Origin of the sequence: Streptomyces sp. NBC_01142, from assembly GCF_026341125.1 — a bacterium.
Classification (GTDB): domain Bacteria; phylum Actinomycetota; class Actinomycetes; order Streptomycetales; family Streptomycetaceae; genus Streptomyces.
In genome coordinates, this window is sequence record NZ_JAPEOR010000001.1 from 188,443 (window position 1) to 212,553 (window position 24,111).

At 66.7% G+C, this 24,111-nt stretch carries 19 protein-coding genes and 3 rRNA genes; 16 read left to right on the forward strand and 6 right to left on the reverse strand.

All coding sequences use genetic code 11. The features are described 5' to 3' along the window. The first annotated feature begins 1 nt into the window (after position 1). The 3 genes from OG883_RS00965 to OG883_RS00975 all read left to right on the forward strand — a co-directional run bounded on the left by OG883_RS00965 (position 2) and on the right by OG883_RS00975 (position 2,829). The gene (locus OG883_RS00965; protein ID WP_266533582.1) at positions 2 to 526 is read left to right on the forward strand and encodes a hypothetical protein; all 525 of its coding nucleotides are present in this window, start codon (positions 2 to 4) and stop codon (positions 524 to 526) included. A gap of 801 nt (positions 527 to 1,327) precedes the next feature. Continuing rightward, on the forward strand, positions 1,328 to 2,095 hold the full coding sequence (locus OG883_RS00970) for an ABC transporter ATP-binding protein (protein WP_266533584.1): 768 nt from the start codon (positions 1,328 to 1,330) through the stop codon (positions 2,093 to 2,095). Continuing rightward, positions 2,092 to 2,829, forward strand: a complete 738-nt coding sequence (locus OG883_RS00975) for an ABC transporter permease (protein ID WP_266533587.1) — start codon at positions 2,092 to 2,094, stop codon at positions 2,827 to 2,829. The genes OG883_RS00970 and OG883_RS00975 overlap by 4 nt, the downstream gene beginning before the upstream one ends. On the opposite strand, the gene OG883_RS00980 is transcribed toward OG883_RS00975, so the two are convergent. Beyond that, positions 2,826 to 3,452, reverse strand: coding sequence for a L,D-transpeptidase (locus tag OG883_RS00980; protein WP_266533589.1), 627 nt, complete (start codon positions 3,450 to 3,452; stop codon positions 2,826 to 2,828). The two genes, OG883_RS00975 and OG883_RS00980, sit on opposite strands and share 4 nt — an antisense overlap. After that, the gene (locus tag OG883_RS00985) at positions 3,445 to 3,957 is read right to left on the reverse strand and encodes a SigE family RNA polymerase sigma factor (protein WP_266533592.1); all 513 of its coding nucleotides are present in this window, start codon (positions 3,955 to 3,957) and stop codon (positions 3,445 to 3,447) included. The genes OG883_RS00980 and OG883_RS00985 overlap by 8 nt, the downstream gene beginning before the upstream one ends. A 139-nt stretch (positions 3,958 to 4,096) precedes the next feature. Here OG883_RS00985 and OG883_RS00990 point away from each other — a divergent pair, with 139 nt between their 5' ends. Both OG883_RS00990 and proC read left to right on the forward strand, forming a co-directional pair. Then, entirely contained in the window at positions 4,097 to 5,041 is a 945-nt protein-coding gene (locus OG883_RS00990) for a L,D-transpeptidase (protein WP_266533594.1), read from the forward strand. Between the two features lie 203 nt (positions 5,042 to 5,244). After that, positions 5,245 to 6,054, forward strand: a complete 810-nt coding sequence (gene proC / locus OG883_RS00995; protein WP_266533597.1) for a pyrroline-5-carboxylate reductase — start codon at positions 5,245 to 5,247, stop codon at positions 6,052 to 6,054. Positions 6,055 to 6,116: 62 nt separating this feature from the next. On the opposite strand, the gene trpS is transcribed toward proC, so the two are convergent. Next, positions 6,117 to 7,112: a tryptophan--tRNA ligase gene (gene trpS / locus OG883_RS01000; RefSeq protein WP_266533599.1), complete on the reverse strand. Its 996-nt coding sequence runs from the start codon at positions 7,110 to 7,112 to the stop codon at positions 6,117 to 6,119. 866 nt (positions 7,113 to 7,978) lie between these two features. On the opposite strand from trpS, the gene OG883_RS01005 reads away from it, so the two are divergent. The 11 genes from OG883_RS01005 (at position 7,979) to OG883_RS01055 (ending at position 20,263) form a co-directional block, all read left to right on the forward strand. Next, positions 7,979 to 9,504: ribosomal RNA gene (locus OG883_RS01005) — 16S ribosomal RNA — on the forward strand. Between the two features lie 303 nt (positions 9,505 to 9,807). Then, positions 9,808 to 12,930: ribosomal RNA gene (locus OG883_RS01010) — 23S ribosomal RNA — on the forward strand. Between the two features lie 79 nt (positions 12,931 to 13,009). Next, positions 13,010 to 13,126, forward strand: a 5S ribosomal RNA gene (gene rrf / locus OG883_RS01015). Together the 16S, 23S and 5S rRNA genes form the textbook arrangement of a ribosomal RNA operon. A gap of 62 nt (positions 13,127 to 13,188) precedes the next feature. Further along, positions 13,189 to 13,854: an HAD family phosphatase gene (locus OG883_RS01020; RefSeq protein WP_266533601.1), complete on the forward strand. Its 666-nt coding sequence runs from the start codon at positions 13,189 to 13,191 to the stop codon at positions 13,852 to 13,854. 43 nt (positions 13,855 to 13,897) lie between these two features. Beyond that, positions 13,898 to 15,118 (forward strand): MFS transporter, encoded by a 1,221-nt coding sequence (locus tag OG883_RS01025; RefSeq protein ID WP_266533604.1) that lies wholly within the window; start codon positions 13,898 to 13,900, stop codon positions 15,116 to 15,118. Continuing rightward, complete coding sequence (locus tag OG883_RS01030) at positions 15,069 to 16,244, forward strand: acetoin utilization protein AcuC (RefSeq protein ID WP_266533607.1); 1,176 nt, start codon at positions 15,069 to 15,071, stop codon at positions 16,242 to 16,244. Before OG883_RS01025 ends, OG883_RS01030 begins: the two co-directional genes overlap by 50 nt. A gap of 213 nt (positions 16,245 to 16,457) precedes the next feature. After that, positions 16,458 to 17,273, forward strand: a complete 816-nt coding sequence (locus OG883_RS01035; protein ID WP_266533610.1) for a phosphatase — start codon at positions 16,458 to 16,460, stop codon at positions 17,271 to 17,273. A 128-nt stretch (positions 17,274 to 17,401) separates the two neighbouring features. Next, the gene (locus OG883_RS01040; RefSeq protein WP_014046653.1) at positions 17,402 to 17,614 is read left to right on the forward strand and encodes a helix-turn-helix domain-containing protein; all 213 of its coding nucleotides are present in this window, start codon (positions 17,402 to 17,404) and stop codon (positions 17,612 to 17,614) included. Between the two features lie 122 nt (positions 17,615 to 17,736). Next, a complete protein-coding gene (locus OG883_RS01045) occupies positions 17,737 to 17,835 on the forward strand; it encodes an AURKAIP1/COX24 domain-containing protein (RefSeq protein ID WP_003948845.1) in 99 nt (32 codons plus the stop codon). Between the two features lie 226 nt (positions 17,836 to 18,061). Further along, on the forward strand, positions 18,062 to 19,159 hold the full coding sequence (locus tag OG883_RS01050) for an NAD-dependent epimerase/dehydratase family protein (RefSeq protein WP_266533612.1): 1,098 nt from the start codon (positions 18,062 to 18,064) through the stop codon (positions 19,157 to 19,159). Positions 19,160 to 19,174: 15 nt separating this feature from the next. Continuing rightward, positions 19,175 to 20,263 (forward strand): lysophospholipid acyltransferase family protein, encoded by a 1,089-nt coding sequence (locus OG883_RS01055; RefSeq protein WP_266533614.1) that lies wholly within the window; start codon positions 19,175 to 19,177, stop codon positions 20,261 to 20,263. Positions 20,264 to 20,354: 91 nt separating this feature from the next. Here the strand turns inward: OG883_RS01055 and OG883_RS01060 are convergent, their stop codons facing one another. The 3 genes from OG883_RS01060 to OG883_RS01070 form a co-directional block, all read right to left on the reverse strand. Then, positions 20,355 to 21,533: a DUF5667 domain-containing protein gene (locus tag OG883_RS01060; protein ID WP_266533617.1), complete on the reverse strand. Its 1,179-nt coding sequence runs from the start codon at positions 21,531 to 21,533 to the stop codon at positions 20,355 to 20,357. 218 nt (positions 21,534 to 21,751) lie between these two features. Beyond that, complete coding sequence (locus OG883_RS01065; protein ID WP_266533620.1) at positions 21,752 to 22,546, reverse strand: ECF subfamily RNA polymerase sigma factor, BldN family; 795 nt, start codon at positions 22,544 to 22,546, stop codon at positions 21,752 to 21,754. A 479-nt stretch (positions 22,547 to 23,025) separates the two neighbouring features. Beyond that, positions 23,026 to 23,967, reverse strand: coding sequence for an HAD family phosphatase (locus tag OG883_RS01070; RefSeq protein WP_266533623.1), 942 nt, complete (start codon positions 23,965 to 23,967; stop codon positions 23,026 to 23,028). Positions 23,968 to 24,111: the final 144 nt, after the last annotated feature.

The window sequence follows — 24,111 nt, forward strand, 5'->3', positions numbered from 1 at the left end:
CGTGAGCGAGCAGAGCGAGAACACCCGTACTGAGAGCGCCGGCGGCGGCCCGCAGCCCGAACCCATCCGTTTCTTCGGCACGACCTGGGTCGGCCACGACGGGGGCTACGGGGTGCGCCGCGTCGGCGTCGCGGTCGGCTCGCTCGTAGCCGCCGTCGTCGGCTGCCTGGTCCTGCGCTTCGCCTACCAGGGCCTGGCGGTCGCCGCCGTCGGCGGCTTCGTCAACATGCTGGTCGTCGTCATGTTCGCGATCTGCAGCGCCATCGCCTTCCGTAAGACCTGGGAGAGCTTCACGCGCCGCCCCACGCGCTCCGCCACCGAGGACTCCCTGCGCAGCCTCAAGGCGATCGGCTTCATCGGCTCGCTCCTCGCGTACTTCTTCCGCTCCCTCGCCGAGGCCCCGGGCGAGAAACTGCGCCGGGAGGAGTACGAGACGGCCCGCGGCCAGTACGAGAAGCGCCGCAGCACCCGTACCGGCAACCCCGCCGCCCGCAAGGGAAAGGGCGGCAAGCCCAAGCGCCGGTAGTCGCGCGCGTATGGCCGTGCTCCGGTGCGGTCGCCGTGCGGCGCGGGTTCTTGTGCTGGTGCGGGGTCCTGCCCTGGTGCGGTCGCCGTGCGGCGCGGGTTCTTGTGCTGGTGCGGGGTCCTGCCCTGGTGCGGGTGCGGGTGGCTCGGGCCTGTGGTGCGGGGTCCTGCCTGGTGCGGGTTCCGGGGCCCCTCCGGGCTCGACTCCTCGGGGTCGGCGGCATACAGGGTCCTGTTGAGGTGGGCCGGGTTTTGCCGCCAATCCCCTGCGGGGACGACCCTGCACGGCCCCTCCCCAGCGGAACGGGAAATGGGTGTGGGCCCGCCCGTGGGGTGAGGGGGCAGCCCTCGCACCTCGAAAGTCCCCGCCGAGCCGGACGGCGACGCGAGGCTGCCGCACCCTGACTGGTCGGGGGCTCCGCGGCGAAGCCGCCGGGGTGGGGGGCGCTGGCCCCCGTCTACTCCTCCCCCCGGACTGCGCGAACTAGCTGCGGGAACTGCTGGAGCAGCTTTTGACCGTGACGTCTTCGATGACAGGGCCATAGGCCGTTGGCCCGGAAGTGCTGGCGAACGTCAGCTTCGTGGAAGTTCCGTTGGCCACGAACGTGAACTGCCGGGTTACGTACCCCCCTCGGGGTCCTTGTCGGGGGCTCTCAGGGCTCAGAGGCGACCCCGCGTCGCCGTCGCTCGGCCTTCGAGGTCTCACTGTTGTGGCTCATACGTCCGCCGCCCGCCCCGGGGGGATGCCCTGACGCACCCCCATCTCTTGACGCGGCATCGCCCCCGACGCATTATTCATCGCATGATGAATTCTTCTGGCGTTGCCGTCCTCGCTCGCGGCCTCACCGTCGTACGAGGAGAGCGAACCGTCCTGCGCGACCTCGGCTTCACCGTCTGGCCGGGCAGGATCACCGGCCTCCTGGGCCCGTCCGGCTGCGGCAAGTCGACCCTGATGCGTTCGGTCGTCGGCACCCAGGCCAAGGCCACCGGCACGCTCGACATCCTCGGGAGGCCCGCGGGGGACGCCTCGCTCCGTTCACGTATCGGCTACGTCACCCAGGCCCCGTCCGTCTACGACGACCTGACCGTCCGCCAGAACCTCGACTACTTCGCCTCGGTCCTGCTCCCCGGCCGCCGCCACCGCGACGCCCGCCGCGAATACGTCGCCCGCGCCATCGACGACGTCGACCTCACCTCCCACAGCGACTCCCTCGCCGGCCGGCTCTCCGGCGGCCAGCGCAGCCGTGTCTCACTGGCCGTCGCGCTGCTCGGCGCACCCGAACTGCTCGTCCTCGACGAACCCACCGTCGGCCTCGACCCTGTCCTGCGCCGCGACCTCTGGGATCTGTTCCACCGGCTCGCCGACGACCGTGGCGCGACGATCCTCGTCTCCTCCCACGTCATGGACGAGGCCGAACGCTGCCACCGCCTGCTCCTGATGCGGGACGGCGAGATCCTCGCCGAGGACACCCCCGACGACCTGCGCTCCCGCACCCGCTCCGAGACGGTCGAAGAGGCCTTCCTCCACCTGGTCGACGAGGCCAATGCCCTTCAGGAGAACGTCCGATGAGCACCGCCCGTACCCTCGCCACCGCCACCCGCGTGCTGCGACAACTGCGCCACGACCCGCGCTCCATCGCGCTGATGATCCTCGTGCCGTGCGTGATGCTCTTCCTGCTGCGCTACGTGTTCGACGGCAGCCCGCAGACCTTCGACTCCATCGGAGCCTCGCTGCTCGGCATCTTTCCGCTGATCACCATGTTCCTGGTCGCCTCCATCGCCACCCTGCGCGAACGCACCTCGGGCACCCTCGAGCGGCTGCTCGCCATGCCGCTGGGCAAGGCCGACCTGATCGCCGGCTACGCCCTGGCCTTCGGCCTCGTCGCCGTCGTCCAGTCCCTCCTTGCCACCGGCCTCGCGCTCTGGGTGCTGGGCCTGGATGTCTTCGGCTCGCCCTGGCTGCTCCTGCTCGTCGCACTCCTCGACGCCCTGCTCGGCACGGCACTCGGCCTCTTCGTCTCGGCCTTCGCCGCCTCCGAGTTCCAGGCGGTCCAGTTCATGCCGGCCGTGATCTTTCCGCAGCTGCTGCTCTGTGGTCTGTTCACCCCGCGCGACGAGATGCAGCCCGTCCTCGAAGCGATCTCGAACGTCCTGCCCATGTCCTACGCCGTCGACGCCATGACCGAGGTCCTGCACCACCCGGACGCCACCGGCGACTTCGTCCGCGACATCGTGATCGTCGCGGGATGCGCGATCGTGGTCCTGGCCCTGGGCGCGGCCACGCTGCGCCGCCGTACCGCCTAATTCACGGCGATGGTGTCCCCGATCTTGAGCTGCTTGTAGAGCCACTCGGCATCGTCGGCGGCCACCCCGATCACGCTGCGCGAACGGGGCGCCTCGGAAGCGGTCTCGAAGATGTACGTGGTGGAGCCGCCGGACCCGGAGAGCTCCACCACCCAGCTCCTGTTGACCATGTAGTCCTTCCCGAAACCGAACACCTCCCCCGGCAGCTCGCGCTTCGGGGACTTGGATACGACCGCCATCCGCCCTCCTGCGGTGCCGTCGACGACCACGGGAATCGAGCGGGTCTTCATGCCGTCCAGGCTGACGGTCAGCACTCGCTTGGCGACATCTACGGTGACCAGTGTCGGACTCGGCGTCTTGGCCGAAAGAGAGGGGCCCGGCGGAGACATGGCAGGCGGTCGGCGCACCTCGTCCGCCCCCAGTATCTGCGGCACGCCCACAGCGACGCCGGCGATCAGCGCGACAGCCGCTGCCGTCGCCCCCACCACCCGCCGTCGCCGCCCACGCGCCTCGCCGCGCCGCCGGACCTGCCCGCCGGACATCGACGGCTGCGCCTCACCCTCGGCAGCCAGGACGCGCAGCACAGAGTCGAGTTCATCCCTCGTGGGGTCGACGTCAGACATGGCTGCCCTCCCTCTCCTCGGCGGAGTCGCCGGACTCGGCGGACAACAGCCGGGCGAGCGCGGCCCGCCCCCGCGACAGCCGGGCCTTGACCGTCCCCGCCGGGGCCCCGGTCTCGGCCGCGATCTGCTCGATGGTCAGATCACACAGATGATGCAGGACCACCGCCTGCCGCTGCGCCTCCGGCAACTGCCGCAACGCCGCCACGAGCATCGTGTGTTCCGGCCCCGGACCCGGCGTACGGTCCGCCGGCGGATGGTGCCGCACCAGCTCCAGCCACCGCCGCGCCCGCCGCCAGCGGCTCACCGCGAGCCGCATCGCGACCGTACGGATCCACGCCTCGGGCGCCTCGTCGGCCAGAAACGAGGCACGACGGTCCCAGGCCCGTACGAAGGCCTCCTGCACCACGTCCTGCGCCTCGCCGTGATCGCCTGTCAACGCGTACAGCTGGCCCACCAACCGGGGGAAAGCCATCGCGTAGAAGGCGTCGAATTCCTCCTCCGTCACGAGCCGTAGGACAACGCCCGCGCCTCCGCGGTTCCCCGCGAGACTTTCCGTGTCCCAGGTGCAACCTGCCTCCTCTCCCAGGCGTACAGAAGCCGAACACACACAGCTGACCCATCAGCTGACCCAGGGGGAGGAACCCATGTCCCGACTGCCACGACACGTCAGTGCCGCCGTCCTCGGCCTGATCTGCGCGCTGTCGCTCACCGCCTGCTCGAACACGGGCGTCACACCGGACGCCGCCGCGGCGCCGAAGCGCCCGTCCGCCGACAGCTCCACCCCCACTCCTGCCTCCCCGCGGCCCACGGCCACCCCGCCGTCGGCCGCCACCCTGGCCCATCTGGCCGACGCCTCCGTCAACATCACCGACGGCCAGCAGGTCGGTGTCGGTCTGCCCATATCCGTGACCTTCAAGCGCCCGATACCGAAGGCCGAGCGCGCCGACGTGGAACGCCGGCTGAAGGTCACCGCAAACCCCGGCGTCACCGGAGCCTGGGCCTGGATCAAGGACCGCAACCTCCACGACGGACAACGCGTCGACTTCCGCCCCCAGACCTACTGGAAGCCGGGCACCCGGGTCAGCGTCAAGGCCGGCCCCTCGCTCTCCCGCTCCTTCACCATTGCCCGGTCCCTGGTCGCCACGGTCGACGTCCGCACCCACCGCATGACCGTCGTCAAGGACGGCGCCACCACCCAGACCATCCCGATCACCGCGGGCGCCCCCGGCATGGACACCTGGAACGGCACGATGGTCGTCTCCGACAAGCAACGCCGCGTACGGATGGACTCCCGCACCGTCGGCTATGCCGACGCCTACAACGACTACTACGGCTACGCCGTTCACCTCACCACCTCCGGCACCTATCTCCACGAAAACCCGAAGGCCAACATCCACGCCGGCCGCCGCAACGTCACCCACGGCTGCATCGGCCTTGCCTCCGACGGCACCGCCCGCCGCTTCTACGCGCAGGTCATCCCGGGTGACGTCATCCGGGTCACCAACTCCAAGGACCAGGTCGCCTCCGGCAATGGCTACGGCGACTGGAATCTCTCCTGGTCCGAATGGCGCTCCCGCAGCGCCCTTTAGCGCCGGCAAGGTCCAGGGTCCCGGCACGTCCAGGCAGGTCCCGGCCAAGCCCCGGCAGAACCCCTCGGGACCCGTCGGGACCCGTGCCGTCCGAGGGCGCGGTCGGGAGCCCGGCCCGTACCGCCCCTCGGACGCCCCGGCACAGCCACGCCCCTGGTGCGAGGATGTCCGCACATACCCCCACCGGCGAGGTGAACAGAGCCATGACCCAGACAGTCGCAGTCCTTGGCACGGGCAAGATCGGTGAAGCCCTGCTCAGCGGCATGATCCGCGCCGGCTGGCGCCCTTCCGACCTCCTGGTCACCACCCGCCGCACCGACCGCGCCGATGAGCTCCGCACCCGCTACGGCGTCGAGCCCGTCACCAACGCCGAAGCCGCCAAGCGCGCCGACACCCTCATCCTGGCCGTCAAGCCCCAGGACATGGGCAAGCTCCTCGACGAACTCACCTCGCACCTCACCGCGGACCGTCTCGTCATCAGCGCCGCGGCCGGCATCCCCACCTCCTTCATCGAGGAGCGCCTGGCCGCAGGCGCCCCCGTCGTCCGTGTCATGCCCAACACCCCCGTCCTCGTCGACGAGGGCATGTCCGTGATCTCGGCCGGCAGCCACGCCACCGCCGAACACCTCGCCCATGCCGAAGAGATCTTCGGCGGGGTCGGCAAGACCCTCCGTGTCCCCGAGTCCCAGCAGGACGCGGCCACCGCGCTTTCCGGCTCCGGCCCCGCGTACTTCTACTTCCTGGTCGAGGCGATGACCGATGCCGGCATCCTCCTCGGCCTCCCCCGCGCCCAGGCCCACGACCTGATCGTCCAGGCCGCCATCGGCGCCGCCGTGATGCTCCGCGACAGCGGCGAACACCCTGTCAAGCTCCGCGAAGCCGTCACCTCCCCCGCCGGCACCACCATCAGTGCCATCCGTGAACTCGAGAACCACGGTGTACGGGCCGCCCTCATCGCCGCCATCGAAGCGGCCCGCGACCGCAGCCGCGAACTCGCCTCCGGCAACGGCTGACGCCGGCTCCGCCGCCGTGACGCCCCGGCGGCGGAACACGCTGTCCCCTTCTATGCGGGTTCCTATGCGGGCAGCAGCCCGATGGCCCGATAGGCGGCATCGACCCGCGGCCGAGCCATCCCCCTGGCTCGCTCGGCTCCCTCCCTCAGCACCTCGTCGACGTATCCCGGATCCGCCGCCAGCACGGCGTGCCGTTCCCTGACCGGCCTGAGCAGCTCCACCACCGCCTCGGCCGTGTCCTTCTTCAACGCTCCGTACGACTCATATACACCGGCCAGCTCGTTCGGGTTCCCACCCGCGCAAGCCGCCAGCATTTCGAGCAGATTCGCAATGCCGGGCCTGCCCTCCCGGTCGTACTCGACATCGCGGCCGCTGTCCGTGACAGCCCGCATGATCTTCTTGCGCACGACGTCCGCGTCATCGAGCAGATAGACGATCCCGGCCCCGGACTCGTGGGACTTCCCCATCTTCGAGGCAGGGTCCTGCAGATCCATGACCCGCGCGGCCACCGGCGGATACGTCGCCTTCGGCACGGTGAACGTCTGCCCGTACCGCTGGTTGAAGCGCACGGCCAGGTCCCGGGTCAGTTCCACATGCTGTGTCTGGTCCTCGCCCACCGGCACCTCGTCGGTCCCGTACGCCAGGATGTCCGCCGCCATCAGGACCGGATAGGTCAGCAGCGACACCCGCACACTCTCCCCGGCGGCCCGCGCCTGCCCGCCCTTCTCCTTGTACTGGATCATGCGCCGAAGCTCGCCGTCCGTGGCCGTGCACTCCAGCAGATACGAAAGCCGCGCGTGCTCGTCCACGTGGCTCTGTACGAATAGGGTGCACCGCTGCGGGTCCAGCCCCGCCGCCAGCATCAGCGTCGCGGCCTGCCTACTGAGTCTGCGTACCCGCGCCGGATCGTGCTCCATAGTCAGGGCATGCAGATCGACCACGCTGAACAGCGCATCCGCCTGGTGCTGATCGACCTCGACCCACCGTCGGAGCGCCCCGAGGTAGTTGCCCAGTGTCAGATGCCCTGTCGGCTTGATCCCGCTGAAGATCCGCGTCATCCCGCTCTCCTTCTCCTGTTCGGAGCCGCCGCCTCCAGCGGCCGGACTCCCGGGGGAGAACGCGAACGGCCGCCGAAGCGGCGGCCGTTGAGTGCATGCGTAGGTGCCGGCCGCCGTCAGGCGGCCCACCACTGAAGGGTGCACGTACGCGATGTCATGCATCCGAGACTATGCGGTCGGGCCCCAGGTTGACAGCGGATACCGCCAACCGTAGTGTTCTCCGAGTTGTCCGACGTGAGCACCGACTTCGGCCGGTCCCCGGACAGCCATTCCGCAAGACCCACTAGAAGCGAGCGACATCCTGTGTCGAGCAGCTTTCCGTGCGCTTTTGCGAAATGAGGAATCCGCGTTCGAACGAGCGCAACCCCGATTAGCGTCGGGGGCGAGGATTCCGCTAAAGTCTCACTCGTCGGAACGGCCCAACAGCCGGAAAGACAACTCCCGCTGACTGGGAGTCAGGCCCGAAAGGATCTGATAGAGTCGGAACCGCCGGAAAGGGAAACGCGAAAGCGAAGAACTGGAAAGCGAAACCCCCTTCCGACGGGGAATCGGACACGAAAGAGTCTGATAGAGTCGGAAACGCAAGACCGAAGGGAAGCGCCCGGAGGAAAGCCCGAGAGGGTGAGTACAAAGGAAGCGTCCGTTCCTTGAGAACTCAACAGCGTGCCAAAAGTCAACGCCAGATATGTTGATACCCCGACCTGCTTCGGCAGGTTCGAGGTTCCTTTGAAAGTCCTGCACGCCCATGCGGCGGGCAGGCAATAACACAGCGAGGACGCTGTGAACGATCGGTCATATTCCGACCTGATCGTTCCGCTCTTGTGGTGTTGCCCCGCAGTCTTTAATCGGACGCAGTCGGGAAAGCATTCATGGAGAGTTTGATCCTGGCTCAGGACGAACGCTGGCGGCGTGCTTAACACATGCAAGTCGAACGATGAAGCCCTTCGGGGTGGATTAGTGGCGAACGGGTGAGTAACACGTGGGCAATCTGCCCTTCACTCTGGGACAAGCCCTGGAAACGGGGTCTAATACCGGATAACACCCACTCCTGCATAGGAGAGGGTTAAAAGCTCCGGCGGTGAAGGATGAGCCCGCGGCCTATCAGCTTGTTGGTGGGGTAATGGCCTACCAAGGCGACGACGGGTAGCCGGCCTGAGAGGGCGACCGGCCACACTGGGACTGAGACACGGCCCAGACTCCTACGGGAGGCAGCAGTGGGGAATATTGCACAATGGGCGAAAGCCTGATGCAGCGACGCCGCGTGAGGGATGACGGCCTTCGGGTTGTAAACCTCTTTCAGCAGGGAAGAAGCGAAAGTGACGGTACCTGCAGAAGAAGCGCCGGCTAACTACGTGCCAGCAGCCGCGGTAATACGTAGGGCGCAAGCGTTGTCCGGAATTATTGGGCGTAAAGAGCTCGTAGGCGGCTTGTCACGTCGGATGTGAAAGCCCGGGGCTTAACCCCGGGTCTGCATTCGATACGGGCTAGCTAGAGTGTGGTAGGGGAGATCGGAATTCCTGGTGTAGCGGTGAAATGCGCAGATATCAGGAGGAACACCGGTGGCGAAGGCGGATCTCTGGGCCATTACTGACGCTGAGGAGCGAAAGCGTGGGGAGCGAACAGGATTAGATACCCTGGTAGTCCACGCCGTAAACGTTGGGAACTAGGTGTTGGCGACATTCCACGTCGTCGGTGCCGCAGCTAACGCATTAAGTTCCCCGCCTGGGGAGTACGGCCGCAAGGCTAAAACTCAAAGGAATTGACGGGGGCCCGCACAAGCAGCGGAGCATGTGGCTTAATTCGACGCAACGCGAAGAACCTTACCAAGGCTTGACATATACCGGAAAGCATCAGAGATGGTGCCCCCCTTGTGGTCGGTATACAGGTGGTGCATGGCTGTCGTCAGCTCGTGTCGTGAGATGTTGGGTTAAGTCCCGCAACGAGCGCAACCCTTGTTCTGTGTTGCCAGCATGCCCTTCGGGGTGATGGGGACTCACAGGAGACTGCCGGGGTCAACTCGGAGGAAGGTGGGGACGACGTCAAGTCATCATGCCCCTTATGTCTTGGGCTGCACACGTGCTACAATGGCCGGTACAATGAGCTGCGATGCCGCGAGGCGGAGCGAATCTCAAAAAGCCGGTCTCAGTTCGGATTGGGGTCTGCAACTCGACCCCATGAAGTCGGAGTTGCTAGTAATCGCAGATCAGCATTGCTGCGGTGAATACGTTCCCGGGCCTTGTACACACCGCCCGTCACGTCACGAAAGTCGGTAACACCCGAAGCCGGTGGCCCAACCCCTTGTGGGAGGGAGCTGTCGAAGGTGGGACTGGCGATTGGGACGAAGTCGTAACAAGGTAGCCGTACCGGAAGGTGCGGCTGGATCACCTCCTTTCTAAGGAGCACTTCTAGGCCGGTTTTCCGGTCCAGAGGCCAGTACATCGGCGAATGTCCGGTGCTGGTTGCTCATGGGTGGAACGTTGACTATTCGGCACGATTGGTTCGGGACTGTTAGTACTGCTTCGGCGTGGAACACAGAATCTGGATCGAACGTGCCGGGCGCGCTGTTGGGTATCTGAGGGTACGGACTACGGTCTGGAACCTTCGCGATGCCGGCCCCAGTGAACTCGCCCGTGAGGGTGGGGTGGTGGGTGGCTGGTCGTTGCTTGAGAACTGCACAGTGGACGCGAGCATCTGTGGCCAAGTTTTTAAGGGCGCACGGTGGATGCCTTGGCACCAGGAACCGATGAAGGACGTGGGAGGCCACGATAGTCCCCGGGGAGCCGTCAACCAGGCTTTGATCCGGGGGTTTCCGAATGGGGAAACCCGGCAGTCGTCATGGGCTGTCACCCACTGCTGAACACATAGGCAGTGTGGAGGGAACGAGGGGAAGTGAAACATCTCAGTACCCTCAGGAAGAGAAAACAACCGTGATTCCGGGAGTAGTGGCGAGCGAAACCGGATGAGGCCAAACCGTATGCGTGTGATACCCGGCAGGGGTTGCGCATACGGGGTTGTGGGATCGCACTTCAACAGTCTGCCGGCTGTTGGGCGAGTCAGAAACCGTTGATGTAGGCGAAGGACATGCGAAAGGTCCGGCGTAGAGGGTAAGACCCCCGTAGCTGAAACATCAACGGCTTGCTTGTGCGACACCCAAGTAGCACGGGGCCCGAGAAATCCCGTGTGAATCTGGCGGGACCACCCGTTAAGCCTAAATATTCCCTGGTGACCGATAGCGGATAGTACCGTGAGGGAATGGTGAAAAGTACCGCGGGAGCGGAGTGAAATAGTACCTGAAACCGTGTGCCTACAAGCCGTGGGAGCGTCGCTGTATGTGCTTGCACATACAGTCGTGACTGCGTGCCTTTTGAAGAATGAGCCTGCGAGTTTGCGGTGTGTTGCGAGGTTAACCCGTGTGGGGAAGCCGTAGCGAAAGCGAGTCCGAACAGGGCGATTCAGTAGCGCGCTCAAGACCCGAAGCGGAGTGATCTAGCCATGGGCAGGTTGAAGCGGAGGTAAGACTTCGTGGAGGACCGAACCCACCAGGGTTGAAAACCTGGGGGATGACCTGTGGTTAGGGGTGAAAGGCCAATCAAACTCCGTGATAGCTGGTTCTCCCCGAAATGCATTTAGGTGCAGCGTCGTGTGTTTCTTGCCGGAGGTAGAGCACTGGATAGGCGATGGGCCCTACCGGGTTACTGACCTTAGCCAAACTCCGAATGCCGGTAAGTGAGAGCGCGGCAGTGAGACTGTGGGGGATAAGCTCCATGGTCGAGAGGGAAACAGCCCAGAGCATCGACTAAGGCCCCTAAGCGTACGCTAAGTGGGAAAGGATGTGGAGTCGCAGAGACAACCAGGAGGTTGGCTTAGAAGCAGCCACCCTTGAAAGAGTGCGTAATAGCTCACTGGTCAAGTGATTCCGCGCCGACAATGTAGCGGGGCTCAAGCGTACCGCCGAAGTCGTGTCATTCGTACATATATCCCCAACGGGAGTACGGATGGGTAGGGGAGCGTCGTGTGCCGGGTGAAGCAGCCGCGGAAGCGAGTTGTGGACGGTTCACGAGTGAGAATGCAGGCATGAGTAGCGATACACACGTGAGAAACGTGTGCGCCGATTGACTAAGGGTTCCTGGGTCAAGCTGATCTGCCCAGGGTAAGTCGGGACCTAAGGCGAGGCCGACAGGCGTAGTCGATGGACAACCGGTTGATATTCCGGTACCCGCTTTGAAACGCCCAATATCGAGCCCATTAATGCTAAGGCCGTGAAGCCGCCCTGGAGCCTTCGGGCAAAGGGGAGTGGTGGAGCCGCCGGTCCAAGGTGGTAGTAGGTAAGCGATGGGGTGACGCAGGAAGGTAGTCCAGCCCGGGCGGTGGTTGTCCCGGGGTAAGGGTGTAGGCCGTGTGATAGGCAAATCCGTCACACATTAAGGCTGAGACCTGATGCCGAGCCGATTGTGGTGAAGTGGATGATCCTATGCTGTCGAGAAAAGCCTCTAGCGAGTTTCATGGCGGCCCGTACCCTAAACCGACTCAGGTGGTCAGGTAGAGAATACCGAGGCGTTCGGGTGAACTATGGTTAAGGAACTCGGCAAAATGCCCCCGTAACTTCGGGAGAAGGGGGCCATCACTGGTGAGAGGACTTGCTCCTTGAGCTGGGGGTGGCCGCAGAGACCAGCGAGAAGCGACTGTTTACTAAAAACACAGGTCCGTGCGAAGCCGTAAGGCGATGTATACGGACTGACGCCTGCCCGGTGCTGGAACGTTAAGGGGACCGGTTAGTCACATTTCGGTGTGGCGAAGCTGAGAACTTAAGCGCCAGTAAACGGCGGTGGTAACTATAACCATCCTAAGGTAGCGAAATTCCTTGTCGGGTAAGTTCCGACCTGCACGAATGGCGTAACGACTTCTCGACTGTCTCAACCATAGGCCCGGTGAAATTGCACTACGAGTAAAGATGCTCGTTTCGCGCAGCAGGACGGAAAGACCCCGGGACCTTTACTACAGTTTGATATTGGTGTTCGGTTCGGCTTGTGTAGGATAGGTGGGAGACTGTGAACTCTGGACGCCAGTTCAGGGGGAGTCATCGTTGAAATACCACTCTGGTCGTGCTGGATGTCTAACCTGGGTCCGTGATCCGGATCAGGGACAGTGTCTGATGGGTAGTTTAACTGGGGCGGTTGCCTCCTAAAGAGTAACGGAGGCGCCCAAAGGTTCCCTCAGCCTGGTTGGCAATCAGGTGTTGAGTGTAAGTGCACAAGGGAGCTTGACTGTGAGACCGACGGGTCGAGCAGGGACGAAAGTCGGGACTAGTGATCCGGCGGTGGCTTGTGGAAGCGCCGTCGCTCAACGGATAAAAGGTACCCCGGGGATAACAGGCTGATCTTCCCCAAGAGTCCATATCGACGGGATGGTTTGGCACCTCGATGTCGGCTCGTCGCATCCTGGGGCTGGAGTCGGTCCCAAGGGTTGGGCTGTTCGCCCATTAAAGCGGTACGCGAGCTGGGTTTAGAACGTCGTGAGACAGTTCGGTCCCTATCCGCTGCGCGCGCAGGAGTCTTGAGAAGGGCTGTCCCTAGTACGAGAGGACCGGGACGGACGAACCTCTGGTGTGCCAGTTGTCCTGCCAAGGGCATGGCTGGTTGGCTACGTTCGGAAAGGATAACCGCTGAAAGCATCTAAGCGGGAAGCCTGCTTCGAGATGAGGACTCCCACCTCCTAGAGAGGGTAAGGCTCCCAGTAGACGACTGGGTTGATAGGCCAGATGTGGAAGCCGGGCAACCGGTGAAGCTGACTGGTACTAATAGGCCGAGGGCTTGTCCTCAGTTGCTCGCGTCCACTGTGTCAGTTCTGAAGTAACGACCGTATTTGTAGCTGTTGCTCCGGTCAGAATTTCATAGAGTTTCGGTGGTCATTGCGTTAGGGAAACGCCCGGTTACATTCCGAACCCGGAAGCTAAGCCTTTCAGCGCCGATGGTACTGCAGGGGGGACCCTGTGGGAGAGTAGGACGCCGCCGAACAATCATTGTGGGAAAGCCCCGCACCTTATGGTGCGGGGCTTTTCTGCGTTTAGGATCCAGTCATGCGATATGACCTCGTCATCTTTGACAACGATGGTGTGCTCGTTGACAGCGAGCCTCTCGCCAACACCATCCTGGCGAGCTACCTCACTGAGCTGGGGCACCCCACCTCCTACGAGGAATCCGTTCGTGACTACATGGGCGCCGCAGTGCACCGTGTGCACGATCTTGTGAGGGAGCGGACCGGGCAGGAGCTGCCCGCCGACTTCGACGACACGCTGCATGCTCGTGTCTTTGCCGCCTTTGAGCGGGAGTTGGTCGCCGTCGACGGGGTCACGGAGGTACTGGAGAAGCTGGGCACGGACGGGGTGCCGTACTGCGTCGCGTCGTCCGGGAGTCATGAGCGGATCCGGGTCGGGCACCGGAAGACCGGGCTGGACCGCTGGTTCGCGCACGGCGAGAACGGCGGAGAGGACGGCACGGTCTTCAGCGCGCAGGATGTGGGGCGGGGCAAGCCGGCGCCGGATCTGTTTCTGTACGCCGCGGAGCGGATGGGAGTGGCGCCGGAGCGGTGTGTCGTCGTGGAGGACAGCCCGCTGGGGGTACAGGCCGCCCTGGCCGCCGGGATGGATGTGTACGGGTTCACCGCCATGACGTCGGCCGAGAAGCTGGCAGGTGCCAAGGGGTACTTCGGGGCGATGGCGGAGTTGCCTGCATTGCTCGTGTGATCCGTCTACCCATGGGTAGACGAGCGCCCTACGCTGTCCGGCCATGACAGATGCGCGGATGCGGCACGGGCGGGCCTCCCTGGCGTTGAGCTTCTTCGCGCAAGGGGTGGCCTTCGCTCTGCTCGTGACGCGTATCCCCGCAATCCAGGACCGGTACGGGATATCCGACGGGCTGCTGCCCGTCTTCCTCGCCGCCGTTCCGATCCTTGCCGGTGTGGCGAGTGTGGTCACCGAACGGCTGGTCAGAAGCGTCGCGCCGAGCGTGGTGCTGCGGTGGGCGCAGCCCATGGTGCTGCTGGGGCTCCTCGGTGTCGGTGCCGGTAGTCAGGTATGGCATGTGGCCGTCGCGCTGGGGGTGTTCGGGCTGGCGGTGGGGGCGCTGGACGCGTCCATGAACATGCTCGGGGTCAGCCTTCAGCGGGCGTACGGGCGCAGCATCATGCTCGGCTTCCACGCGGCGTACAGCCTCGGTGGGATCGCCGGTGCGTCGCTCGCCTGGGCCGGGGCGCACTGGGACCTGTCGCTGCTGGTGTCGTACGGGCCGGTGGTGGTCGTGCTGCTGCCGGCGGCGCTCGTCGGGAGCCGGTGGTACGTCGACGGGGAGCGGGAGCGGGAGAGTGCGGGGGCAGCGGGGGCGCATTCGGGAGGGGGTGCGTTCACGGTGCTGCTGCCGCTCTGTCTGGTGATGACGTTCGCGTACATCGGGGATTCGACCGTCTCGAATTGGAGCGCGAAGTATCTCCAGGACGTGGTGGGGAGTTCGGAGGAGCTCGCGACCGTTCCGTACAACGCCTATATGGTCACGACGCTGTTGGGGCGAGCCGTCGGGGATCTCGGGGTGCGGCGCTTCGGGGCGGTGGCGGTCGTGCGGTGCGGGGCGGTGCTCGCGGCGGCCGGGTTCGCAGTGGTGGCCGTGGCGCCGGGGGCGTGGGTGGGAATCCTCGGGTTCACCGTGCTCGGGCTCGGGCTGTGTGTGATCGTGCCGCAGACGTTCGCCGCGGCGGGGAGGCTCAGCCCGGAGGCGAGTGACGCGGCGGTGGCGCGGCTGAACGTCTTCAACTACGTCGGGTTCTTGATCGGTTCCCCGCTGGTGGGGGCGCTCGGCGATGCGTGGAGCTATCGGGGAGCGATGCTTGTGCCGATGGTGTTGGTGCTGGTGACGTTCTGGTACGCCAGATCGTTCGGGCCGGATACCGACCGGTACGGTGGCGGGCATGAGCGGCCGCGAGTTGTTGATGTGGGACGAGGCGGTAACGAAGTATGACTTCGGGGCCGGGCATCCGATGGATCCGGTGCGGCTCGCGCTGACCATGGGGTTGGTGCGGGCCTACGGGCTGGATCGCGCGGTGGATGTGGTGGCCGCGAAGTCGGCCGGGGACTCGACGCTGCGGCTTGTGCACCGCGCGGACTATGTGGCGGCGGTGCGGGCGGCGTCGCGGGATCCCCGGGCGGCGGACCAGTCGTACGGGCTGGGGACGGTGGACGATCCGGCCTTCGCCGGGATGCATGAGGCGTCGGCGCTCATCGCCGGGCAGTCGGTGGGGGCGGCCGAGGCGGTGTGGCGCGGGGGCGCGGCGCATGCGGTGAACTTCGCGGGCGGGCTGCATCATGCGATGCCGGGGAGTGCCTCGGGGTTCTGTATCTACAACGACGCGTCGTTGGCCATTGCGCGACTGCTGGAGCTGGGGGCGGAGCGGGTCGCGTACGTGGATGTGGATGTGCACCACGGGGACGGGGTTCAGGCGGCGTTCTGGGAGGACCCGCGGGTGCTGACCGTGTCGTTGCACGAGCATCCGCGGACGCTGTTTCCTCAGACCGGCTGGCCGGAGGAGACGGGGGCGGCCGGGGCGGGTGAAGGCGGTGCGGTGAATGTCGCGCTGCCGGCGGGGACGGGGGACGAGGGGTGGCTGCGGGCGTTCCATGCGGTGGTGCCTGAGCTTTTGGCGGATTTCCGGCCGCAGGTGCTGGTGACGCAGCACGGGGCGGATACGCATTTCGAGGATCCGTTGGCGCATCTGGCGGTGTCGCTGGATGCGCAGCGGGCGGTGCAGGAGTCTTGTCACTCGTTGGCGCACGAGTACGTGGAGGATGCGCGGTGGGTTGCCCTGGGGGGCGGGGGATACGCGGTCGTCGATGTCGTACCGAGGTCCTGGACGCATCTGGTGGGGATCGCCGCGCATGCGCCGGTGGATCCGGAGTCGGTGATTCCGTCGTCGTGGCGGGATGAGGTGTATGCACGGACGCGGCAGGTGGCGCCGGGGCGGATGACGGATGGACGTACCCCGGGATGGCGGGGTTGGGAGGACGGGTACGACCCGGCGGACCGGCTGGACCAGGCGATTCTGGCTACGCGGAGGGCGGCGTTTCCCCTGCGGGGATTGTTGCCGTAGGGGGTCGCCGGCGCAGGGGGTACGGGGTACCCCGTACCCCGGCGGCCGGCAGCTTCGCGGGTGCTCGGTCCCGGATCTCCGCCCCTGACCCCGGGGCCGGACTGGGCGGCCCCGTCCGTAGTGGGCCCGGCCCGCGGGCATGTATTACGCCAACTGTGGGGGGTATTCAGGCTTTTGGCCCGGAGTCCGCAGCGGTGCGGAAGCATCGGCAGGGTGTTGAGCACCGGAGCGCTGCGTGCGCATCTGTTGGCCGCTCGGTTGGCCGGGCCCGTGGCCACCTCGCGGGAAGAGAGCCTGCGCAGCTATCGGCTCTTCGCCGCCCGGGATCCGCGGGTCACCCTCGGGCTCGATCCCGAGTGGGCCTGGGGGGAGCGGGATCTGATCGCGCTCATGGCCGACAAGTGCGGGGTCTCCGACGATCCCCGGCACGTCGCGGGGCCCGATGTCATCGATCCGGAGCGGACGCTGACGGCGCTTCACGCGTTCGCCGAGCGGCTCGGGGAGGCGGCCGGACGGCGGGCGCCCGTGCTGTTCGGGACCGGGCATCCGCATCGGCTGCTCGGGTTCTACGCGGACCTCGCAGACGCTTTGTCGGCGGCGGGGTGTCTCGTACTCACACCCGCGCAGGGGCGATGTATCGACATAACGACCCGGTTCGGCGTACGCACGCACAACCTCGAGTACGTACGAGGAGTCGCGCTGGTGCGGGAACCCGGCGCACGGGGTGGCGGGAGTGAGACCGGCGCACATACCCACTCGCCCCTGCCGGTTAGGACCGCTTTGGAGGGTCTCGTGGAGGGCGGCGGACCGCTGCCCGAGCTGGTCGTCGGGGACCATGGCTGGGTCTGCGGGGCAGGTCAGCTGGGGATTGAGGCCATCGGCCTGGCGGACACGGATGATCCCGCGCTGTTTGTCGGCGAGGCCGAGGGGCGTGTGTCCGTCGCCGTTCCGCTTGATGACGCGGTGCGGTCCGATTACTACCGACCGCTTACGCGCTATGTACTCAATCGAGCGTGTCTGTCACAGTAGGCGGCCGATCGCTGCTCCTCTTCCCCACTCGCATCACCCGCCCCTAGTCTGGGGAGTGAGCGCACAGCGACGAAGAGTCACCGGAGGGGAAGCCGGTGTGCGTCATGTGCGGAAGGTACAGGTGGGTCATGGCTGCTGGCAGCGAGAGGCCTCTCAACGAGGTCAAGTTTCTTACCGTGGCGGAAGTCGCCTCGGTCATGCGAGTGTCGAAGATGACCGTGTACCGCTTGGTGCACAGCGGTCATCTGCCGGCGATCCGGGTGGGCAGGTCCTTCCGGGTCCCGGAGCAAGCAGTTCACGAGTACCTCCGCGAATCCTTCGTGGGGGTGGAATCCGCGTAACCGGAGCAGGGCGGCTCCCCTCGGATTACGTCCCTCACTCGGCGGCAGGTAGGCTAGGCCGACGTAGGTCGTGTGGGCCCAGACGCCCCGCACCGAGTGAAGAGAAGTGAGCGAGGGTAGTCGTGGGCTCTGTTATCAAGAAGCGGCGTAAGCGGATGGCCAAGAAGAAGCACCGCAAGCTGCTCAAGCGCACCCGCGTTCAGCGTCGTAACAAGAAGTAAGCGACAGCTGTACGTGTCGCCGCGGCCCTCCCACCTGCATGGTGGGAGGGCCGCGGTGCGTTTTCGGGTGGCAATGGAGGGGCCGTGGCATTGACGTGGCAAAAGACCGCCGTGCGGTCATCACAGCGCAACGCCGAACCGCTACGGTGACGGCTAAGACGCAGAAGAGTGGACCTCGGCGGATCTGAAGAGTGGACCACCGGCGGATCTAGGGAAGGCGCTGATCTTGGGGAAGGTCGTGCTCGTCACCGGAGTGGCCCGGCAGCTCGGAGGCCGTCTCGTGCGGCGCATCCAGCGCGATCCCGAGGTGGACCGGGTGATCGGGGTCGATGCGGTGGGGCCCGATCACCATCTGGGCGGAGCGGATTTCGTGCGCGCGGACATCCGCCAGCCCGCCATCGCGCGGGTTCTCGCGGAGCACGCCGTCGACACCGTCGTCCACATGGACGTCACGGGTACGCCGCTGGGCGCCGGCGGCCGTACGACGGTCAAGGAAACCAATGTCATCGGCACCATGCAGCTGCTCGGCGCCTGCCAGAAGTCGCCGACGGTCAAACGGCTGGTGATCAAGTCCAGTACGAGTGTGTACGGCTCCGCGCCCCGCGACCCCGCGGTCTTCACCGAGACCACCCCGCCCAAGTCCCTGCCCAGCGGCGGCTTCGCCAAGGACGCGGTCGAGGTCGAGGGGTATGTGCGCGGATTCGCCCGGCGGCGCCCCGACGTGGCGGTCTGCGTCCTGCGCTTCGCGAACATCCTCGGGCCGTGCGCGGACTCCCCGCTCGCCGAGTTCTTCTCACTGCCCGTCATGCCGACCGTCTTCGGCTACGACCCACGACTGCAGTTCGTCCACGAGGACGACGTCATCGATGTGCTGCGGATCGCCCTGCACGAGCCGCGGCGCGGAACACTCAACAGCGGCACGTTCAATGTCGCGGGCGACGGCGTGCTGCTGCTGTCGCAGTGCTCGCGGCGGCTGGGGCGGCCGACGATGCCGGTGCTGCTGCCGGCGGTCACCTGGGTCGGCTCGGCGCTGCGTACGGTCGGTATCACCGACTTCTCGCCCGAGCAGATCCGGCTGCTCACCCATGGCCGGGTGGTGAGCACCGCGCAGATGCGCGAGACACTGGGCTTTGACCCGAAGTACACGACCGCGGAGGCCTTCGCGGACTTCGCGCGCAGCCGGGGGCCGGGGCTGCTGCCGCCGGAGACCCTGTCGCGGGCGGTGGACCGGGTCGCGGCAGCGTTGCCCTTCGCGGGCAGCGCCGCCACCGGGGGCAGAACGACGGGGCAGACGATGCAGACGACTCAGAGCGACGCCGAATAAGGAGCGCAGCCAACAATGGCGGACGCCAAGGTCATTCCGTTCGACGACGACCGTTCGCGCGGCAGCGCGCAGCGCTCGGTGCGGCGGCGCCCCGCGGGGGGCGGCCGGCGCAAGACCGAGCCCGTGGCGGTGCGCGAGATGCCGGTCAGCCCACTGCCGGGGCAGCAGGGGCAGCCGCAGGACGGGGATGTTCGAGGAGCGGTACGGAACGCCCGGGCGGGCTTCCAGGAGCAGGGGCAGGAGCCGGAGCCGGCGGGCACGGGCGCCTCCTGGGACCGGCGGATCGCGGGCGGGCTGGCGTTTCTGCGACGCCGGGTCACCGGTGACTACGAGGTCGACGAGTTCGGATACGACAAGGAGCTCACCGAACAGGTCCTGATGTCGATGGTCCGGCCGCTGTACGAGAAGTACTTCCGTGTCGAGGTGAAGGGCATCGAGAACATTCCGTCGGACGGCGGGGCGCTCGTGGTGGCCAACCACTCGGGCACGCTTCCGCTGGACGGGCTGATGCTCCAGGTCGCCGTCCACGACAATCACCCGGCCGACCGGCATCTGCGGCTGCTCGCCGCGGACCTGGTCTTCATGCTGCCGGTGGTCAATGAACTGGCCCGCAAGGCCGGGCACACCCTGGCGTGCGCGGAGGACGCGGAGCGGCTGCTGCAGCGCGGCGAGGTCGTCGGTGTGATGCCGGAGGGCTTCAAGGGCATCGGGAAGCCGTTCAGCGAGCGCTACAAGCTCCAGCGCTTCGGGCGTGGCGGCTTTGTGTCGACGGCGCTGCGGGCGGGGGCTCCGATCGTGCCGTGCTCGATCGTCGGGGCGGAGGAGATCTACCCGATGATCGGCAACGCGAAGACTCTCGCGCGGCTGCTCGGGTTCCCGTACTTCCCGATCACGCCGACGTTTCCGTGGCTGGGTCCGCTGGGAGCGGTGCCGCTGCCGACGAAGTGGACGATCCAGTTCGGTGAGCCGATCCCGACGGACGGCTATCCGCCGGAGGCGGCGGAGGACCCGATGCTGATGTTCAACCTGACGGACCAGGTCCGGGAACAGATCCAGCACACGCTGTACAAGTTGCTGGTGCAGCGCAGGTCCGTGTTCTTCTGACCTCCCGAGGTTCTTCTGACCTTCCGAGCTTCAGGCATCCGGTGGGGGCGGGCGTTCCTCTTCAGGAGCGCCCGCCCCCGCCCGTACTGACCTACTTGCCGCCCTCGCCGTCGATGCCCAGGCCCGGCAGGATGCCCGGCAGCAGTGGCGGGATCGTGACGTCCGGCTCCGGTGGTGTGGAGTGCTTGTCGGACGGGGACGGGGAGACGCCGTCCGCCGGAGGGTCGAACAGGCCGCCCGTGTCCCCGCCGAGCAGGCCGTCGTCCGCCGTCGTGCCGGACCCGGACGGGTGCGGCTTGCCGGCCTCGCCCGGGCGGCTGACGCCCGCCCCGGGTGAGGCCGGTGACGTACGGCCGGGGCTCGAAGTCCGGTTGGATTCCTGGGAGGAGCTGGGGCTCTGGGAGCCGCGGCCCTTCTCCGGGGGGCGTGGCAGCAGCGACTCCAGTGGGCCGACCTCTTCCTCTATGGCGGCGAAGACGGAGTTCACCTCGTCGCCGACGTCGGTCAGCTGGACCGGCAGCCGGTCGCGCAGCCCGTTCCACGCGTCGCGGTGCGACCGGGAGAACGAGTTGAGCGCCGCCATCGGGCCGAGGGAGCCGTCCCTCTCGTACGCCGCGCGCAGCAGGCGGTGACCCTCGCTGGCGTCGTGCCCCATGCCGTTGAGCGCGCGGCGGACCTCGCCGAGCGACTCGTGGTCCATGGTGCCTGCCCGGCCGCGCTCCATGAGGCGTCGCGCCTCGCTGAGGCGGGTCGAGGCCTGGCCGAGGTAGAGCTCGCCGCGGTCGGAGTCGTCGTCCGCCATGCCGAGCTTGAAATCCTCCATGCCACGCTTCAGGCCGTACAGCGAGTCACCGGGAAGGGCGTCGGAACTCGCGGCGGCCACTCCGCTGAAAGCTCCCGCGGCCACACCGACGGTGAGTCCGCCGGCCGCGATGCCCTTCGACCAGCGGGAACGTGGTCGCAATTTCCGGAGCGGTGAGGCCCGATGGGCACCGCGGCCGGACGTCCGCTGCTCGGGCACCGTAGGGCTCGCGGACGCACCTCCCTCGGCGAACATCGCTTCCATGGCGGCCACGAGCTGTGCTCGCTGCACCACTTTGACCTCGGGATCCATCTCCGGTTTCGGCAGTTCGCCGAGACCGTTCGCCAGAGCCAACAGCCGTCCGTGCCCGGTCGGTTCTACCGACTCTTCGGGCTGGTCGGCCGCCTGGTCTTCCAAGGCCTGGGCGAAGGCGTTCGCCCGCCGGTGCGCCGAAACGTTCGCGATCACTGGCGGCACCTCCTCTCGTCATGACGATCGACTCCCCTGGGTGTCTGGAGGGTTGCACGCCTTGAGCACATCCACACGATCGAGTGAGTGGCTGTGGGCATGGCGTGACCACAGGGAGCCTGCATCCCGCACAACGAGCGGCGCGGCACTTGGGTTACGCGCGAAAGATGATCGGACCAGTGCGTCATCGAGGCGTCACCGATTGTGAGTTGGGTCGGTCAGCGGGCGTCGTCGGGGAGGAGCCGGGCGAGCGTGCGTACGGCCCGGTACTGGAGGGTCTTGATCGCGCCCTCGTTCTTGCCCATCACCCTGGCCGTCTCGGCGACCGAGAGGCCCTGCAGGAAGCGCAGGGTCACGCACTCCTGCTGCTGGGGGTTGAGCTTGCGGACCGCTTCCAGCAGTGCGGCATTGGAGAGGGACTCCAGGACCGAATCCTCGGGGCTGCGCTCGACCTCGTTGGCGTCGAGCATTTCGCCGGTGGTCACTTCCAGCCGGAATCGACTGGATTTGAAGTGGTCGGCGACCAGGTTGCGGGCGATGGTGACCAGCCAGGCGCCGAAGTCGCGGCCCTGCCAGGTGAAGGTGGAGATGCGGCGCAGGGCGCGCAGGAAGGTCTCGCTGGTGAGGTCCTCCGCCGTCGCCTTTCCGCCCACGCGGTAGTAGATGTAGCGGTAGACAGTGTCGCTGTACTGGTCGTAGAGGCGGCCGAAGGCGTCGGCCTCGCCCGCCTGGGCGCGTTCGACCAGGTCCATCATGCGGGCACTGTCGCTGTCGGCGCTGGGCCGGCGGGCGGTGTTCGAGGCGCCGGAGGCGCCCCGGCTGCCCCGTCTGCCGACGGCCGCACGGCCGTCGGCCAGGGCGTAGCAGGGGGCGGCAGGGCCGCTTACGGCAAGGCGGGGCGTGGCGAATGCGGGGACGGCGTACGCGGTGGGGACGAAGCCGCGCAAGTGGTCGAGGACCGTTGCGCGCAGCGTAGCCAGGCCCGAGGCGTCAACCCCGACGTGTGGGTACACGGGACTCCCAGAGGCAGAGCTTCCATCACGTGCAGTACCGGACCGTTCACCCGTCGTGGGGACTGGCGGAGTCCGTCATGCGTCTGAGGAGAATAACGCTTCGTACAGGCAGTGCTACACCCAGTTGCTCAAATCGTCGTTTCCGTCGCTTCTGTTACACCTACGCGACGGATCAAGTCGCACATCGTGAGCACATGTTGATCGAATTTCGTCGTGATCTGTCTCATCGAGCGGTGCGTTGTGCCCGAGCGGCGGCAACAGGACTGGCCGCTGGTCCCGGCGGGTAAGACCCGGAGATTGCCTGCGGGCCCGGCGGCCGACAGGCGGCCGACGAGCGGCGGGCAGGGACGTGGGTACGGCGGTGAGCGCAGCCGTGGATATGGATGGCCGAGTGCCCGGCCGTGGCGTGGCTGCGCCACCCGCGACCCGAAGGCGGGCGTGGGCGGCGGGCGTGGCGGCCGGGCGCGGTTGCCGTCGGGTCAGCGGCGGCGGCGGTGCAGGGCGACCGCGGCCGCGGTGCCTCCCGCGAGCGCGCCGACACCGGCCGCGGCCGGGATGCCGACCTTGGCGGCCTTGCGGCCCGTGCGGTAGTCGCGCAGCCGCCACTCGAGCTTGCGCGCATGCTTGCGGAGTTTGGTGTCCGGGTTGATGGCGTACGGATGACCCACCAGCGAGAGCATCGGGATGTCGTTGTGCGAGTCGCTGTACGCCGCGCAGCGGGTCAGCTCCAGGCCCTCGGCGGAGGCGAGGGCGCGTACGGCCTCGGCCTTGGCGGGGCCGTGCAGCGGCTCGCCCACGAGCTTGCCGGTGTATACGCCGTCCACGGACTCCGCGACGGTGCCGAGCGCGCCGGTCAGTCCGAGGCGGCGGGCGATGATCGTCGCGGTCTCCACCGGGGCCGCGGTCACCAGCCAGACCTTCTGGCCGGCATCGAGGTGGGCCTGGGCGAGGGCGCGCGTACCGGGCCAGATGCGGTCGGCCATGTACTCGTCGTAGATCTCCTCGCCGATGCTCATGAGCTCGGAGACGCGGTGGCCCTTGACGATGGACAGGGCGCTGTCGCGGGCGTCCTGCATATGTTCCGGATCCTCGATGCCGGCCAGCCGGAACCATGCCTGCTGCCAGGCGAACCGGGCGAGCTCGCGGCGCTGGAAGAACTTCCGCTTGTACAGGCCGCGGCCGAAGTGGAAGATCGCGGCGCCCTGCATCACGGTGTTGTCGAGGTCGAAGAAGGCGGCGGCCCGGTCGTCCCCGGCGACGGGGAAGTCCGGTTCCGGAACCGGGGCAGCGTCGCTCAGCGTGTCGAGCGCCTCGAACTGCTGCGTCGACTTTCGCGCTGCCTCGGCTGCTGCCTCTCCTGCGAGCACGCTCCGTGCAGTGGCGGAGCGCCTACGGGGGGTGAGCCATCCCAGTGCGGCCATGTCGTGAGCATAGCCAGTCTGTTCGGTACTTCCTGACCCCCCGGGATGCGGTGGCGTGAACTCTCCGCGACCGATCTGTTAAACGGGCGATTGGGGACGTACGGGATGTGGGGCCGCCTTCTGCCTGCGCAGGCGGAGAATGGG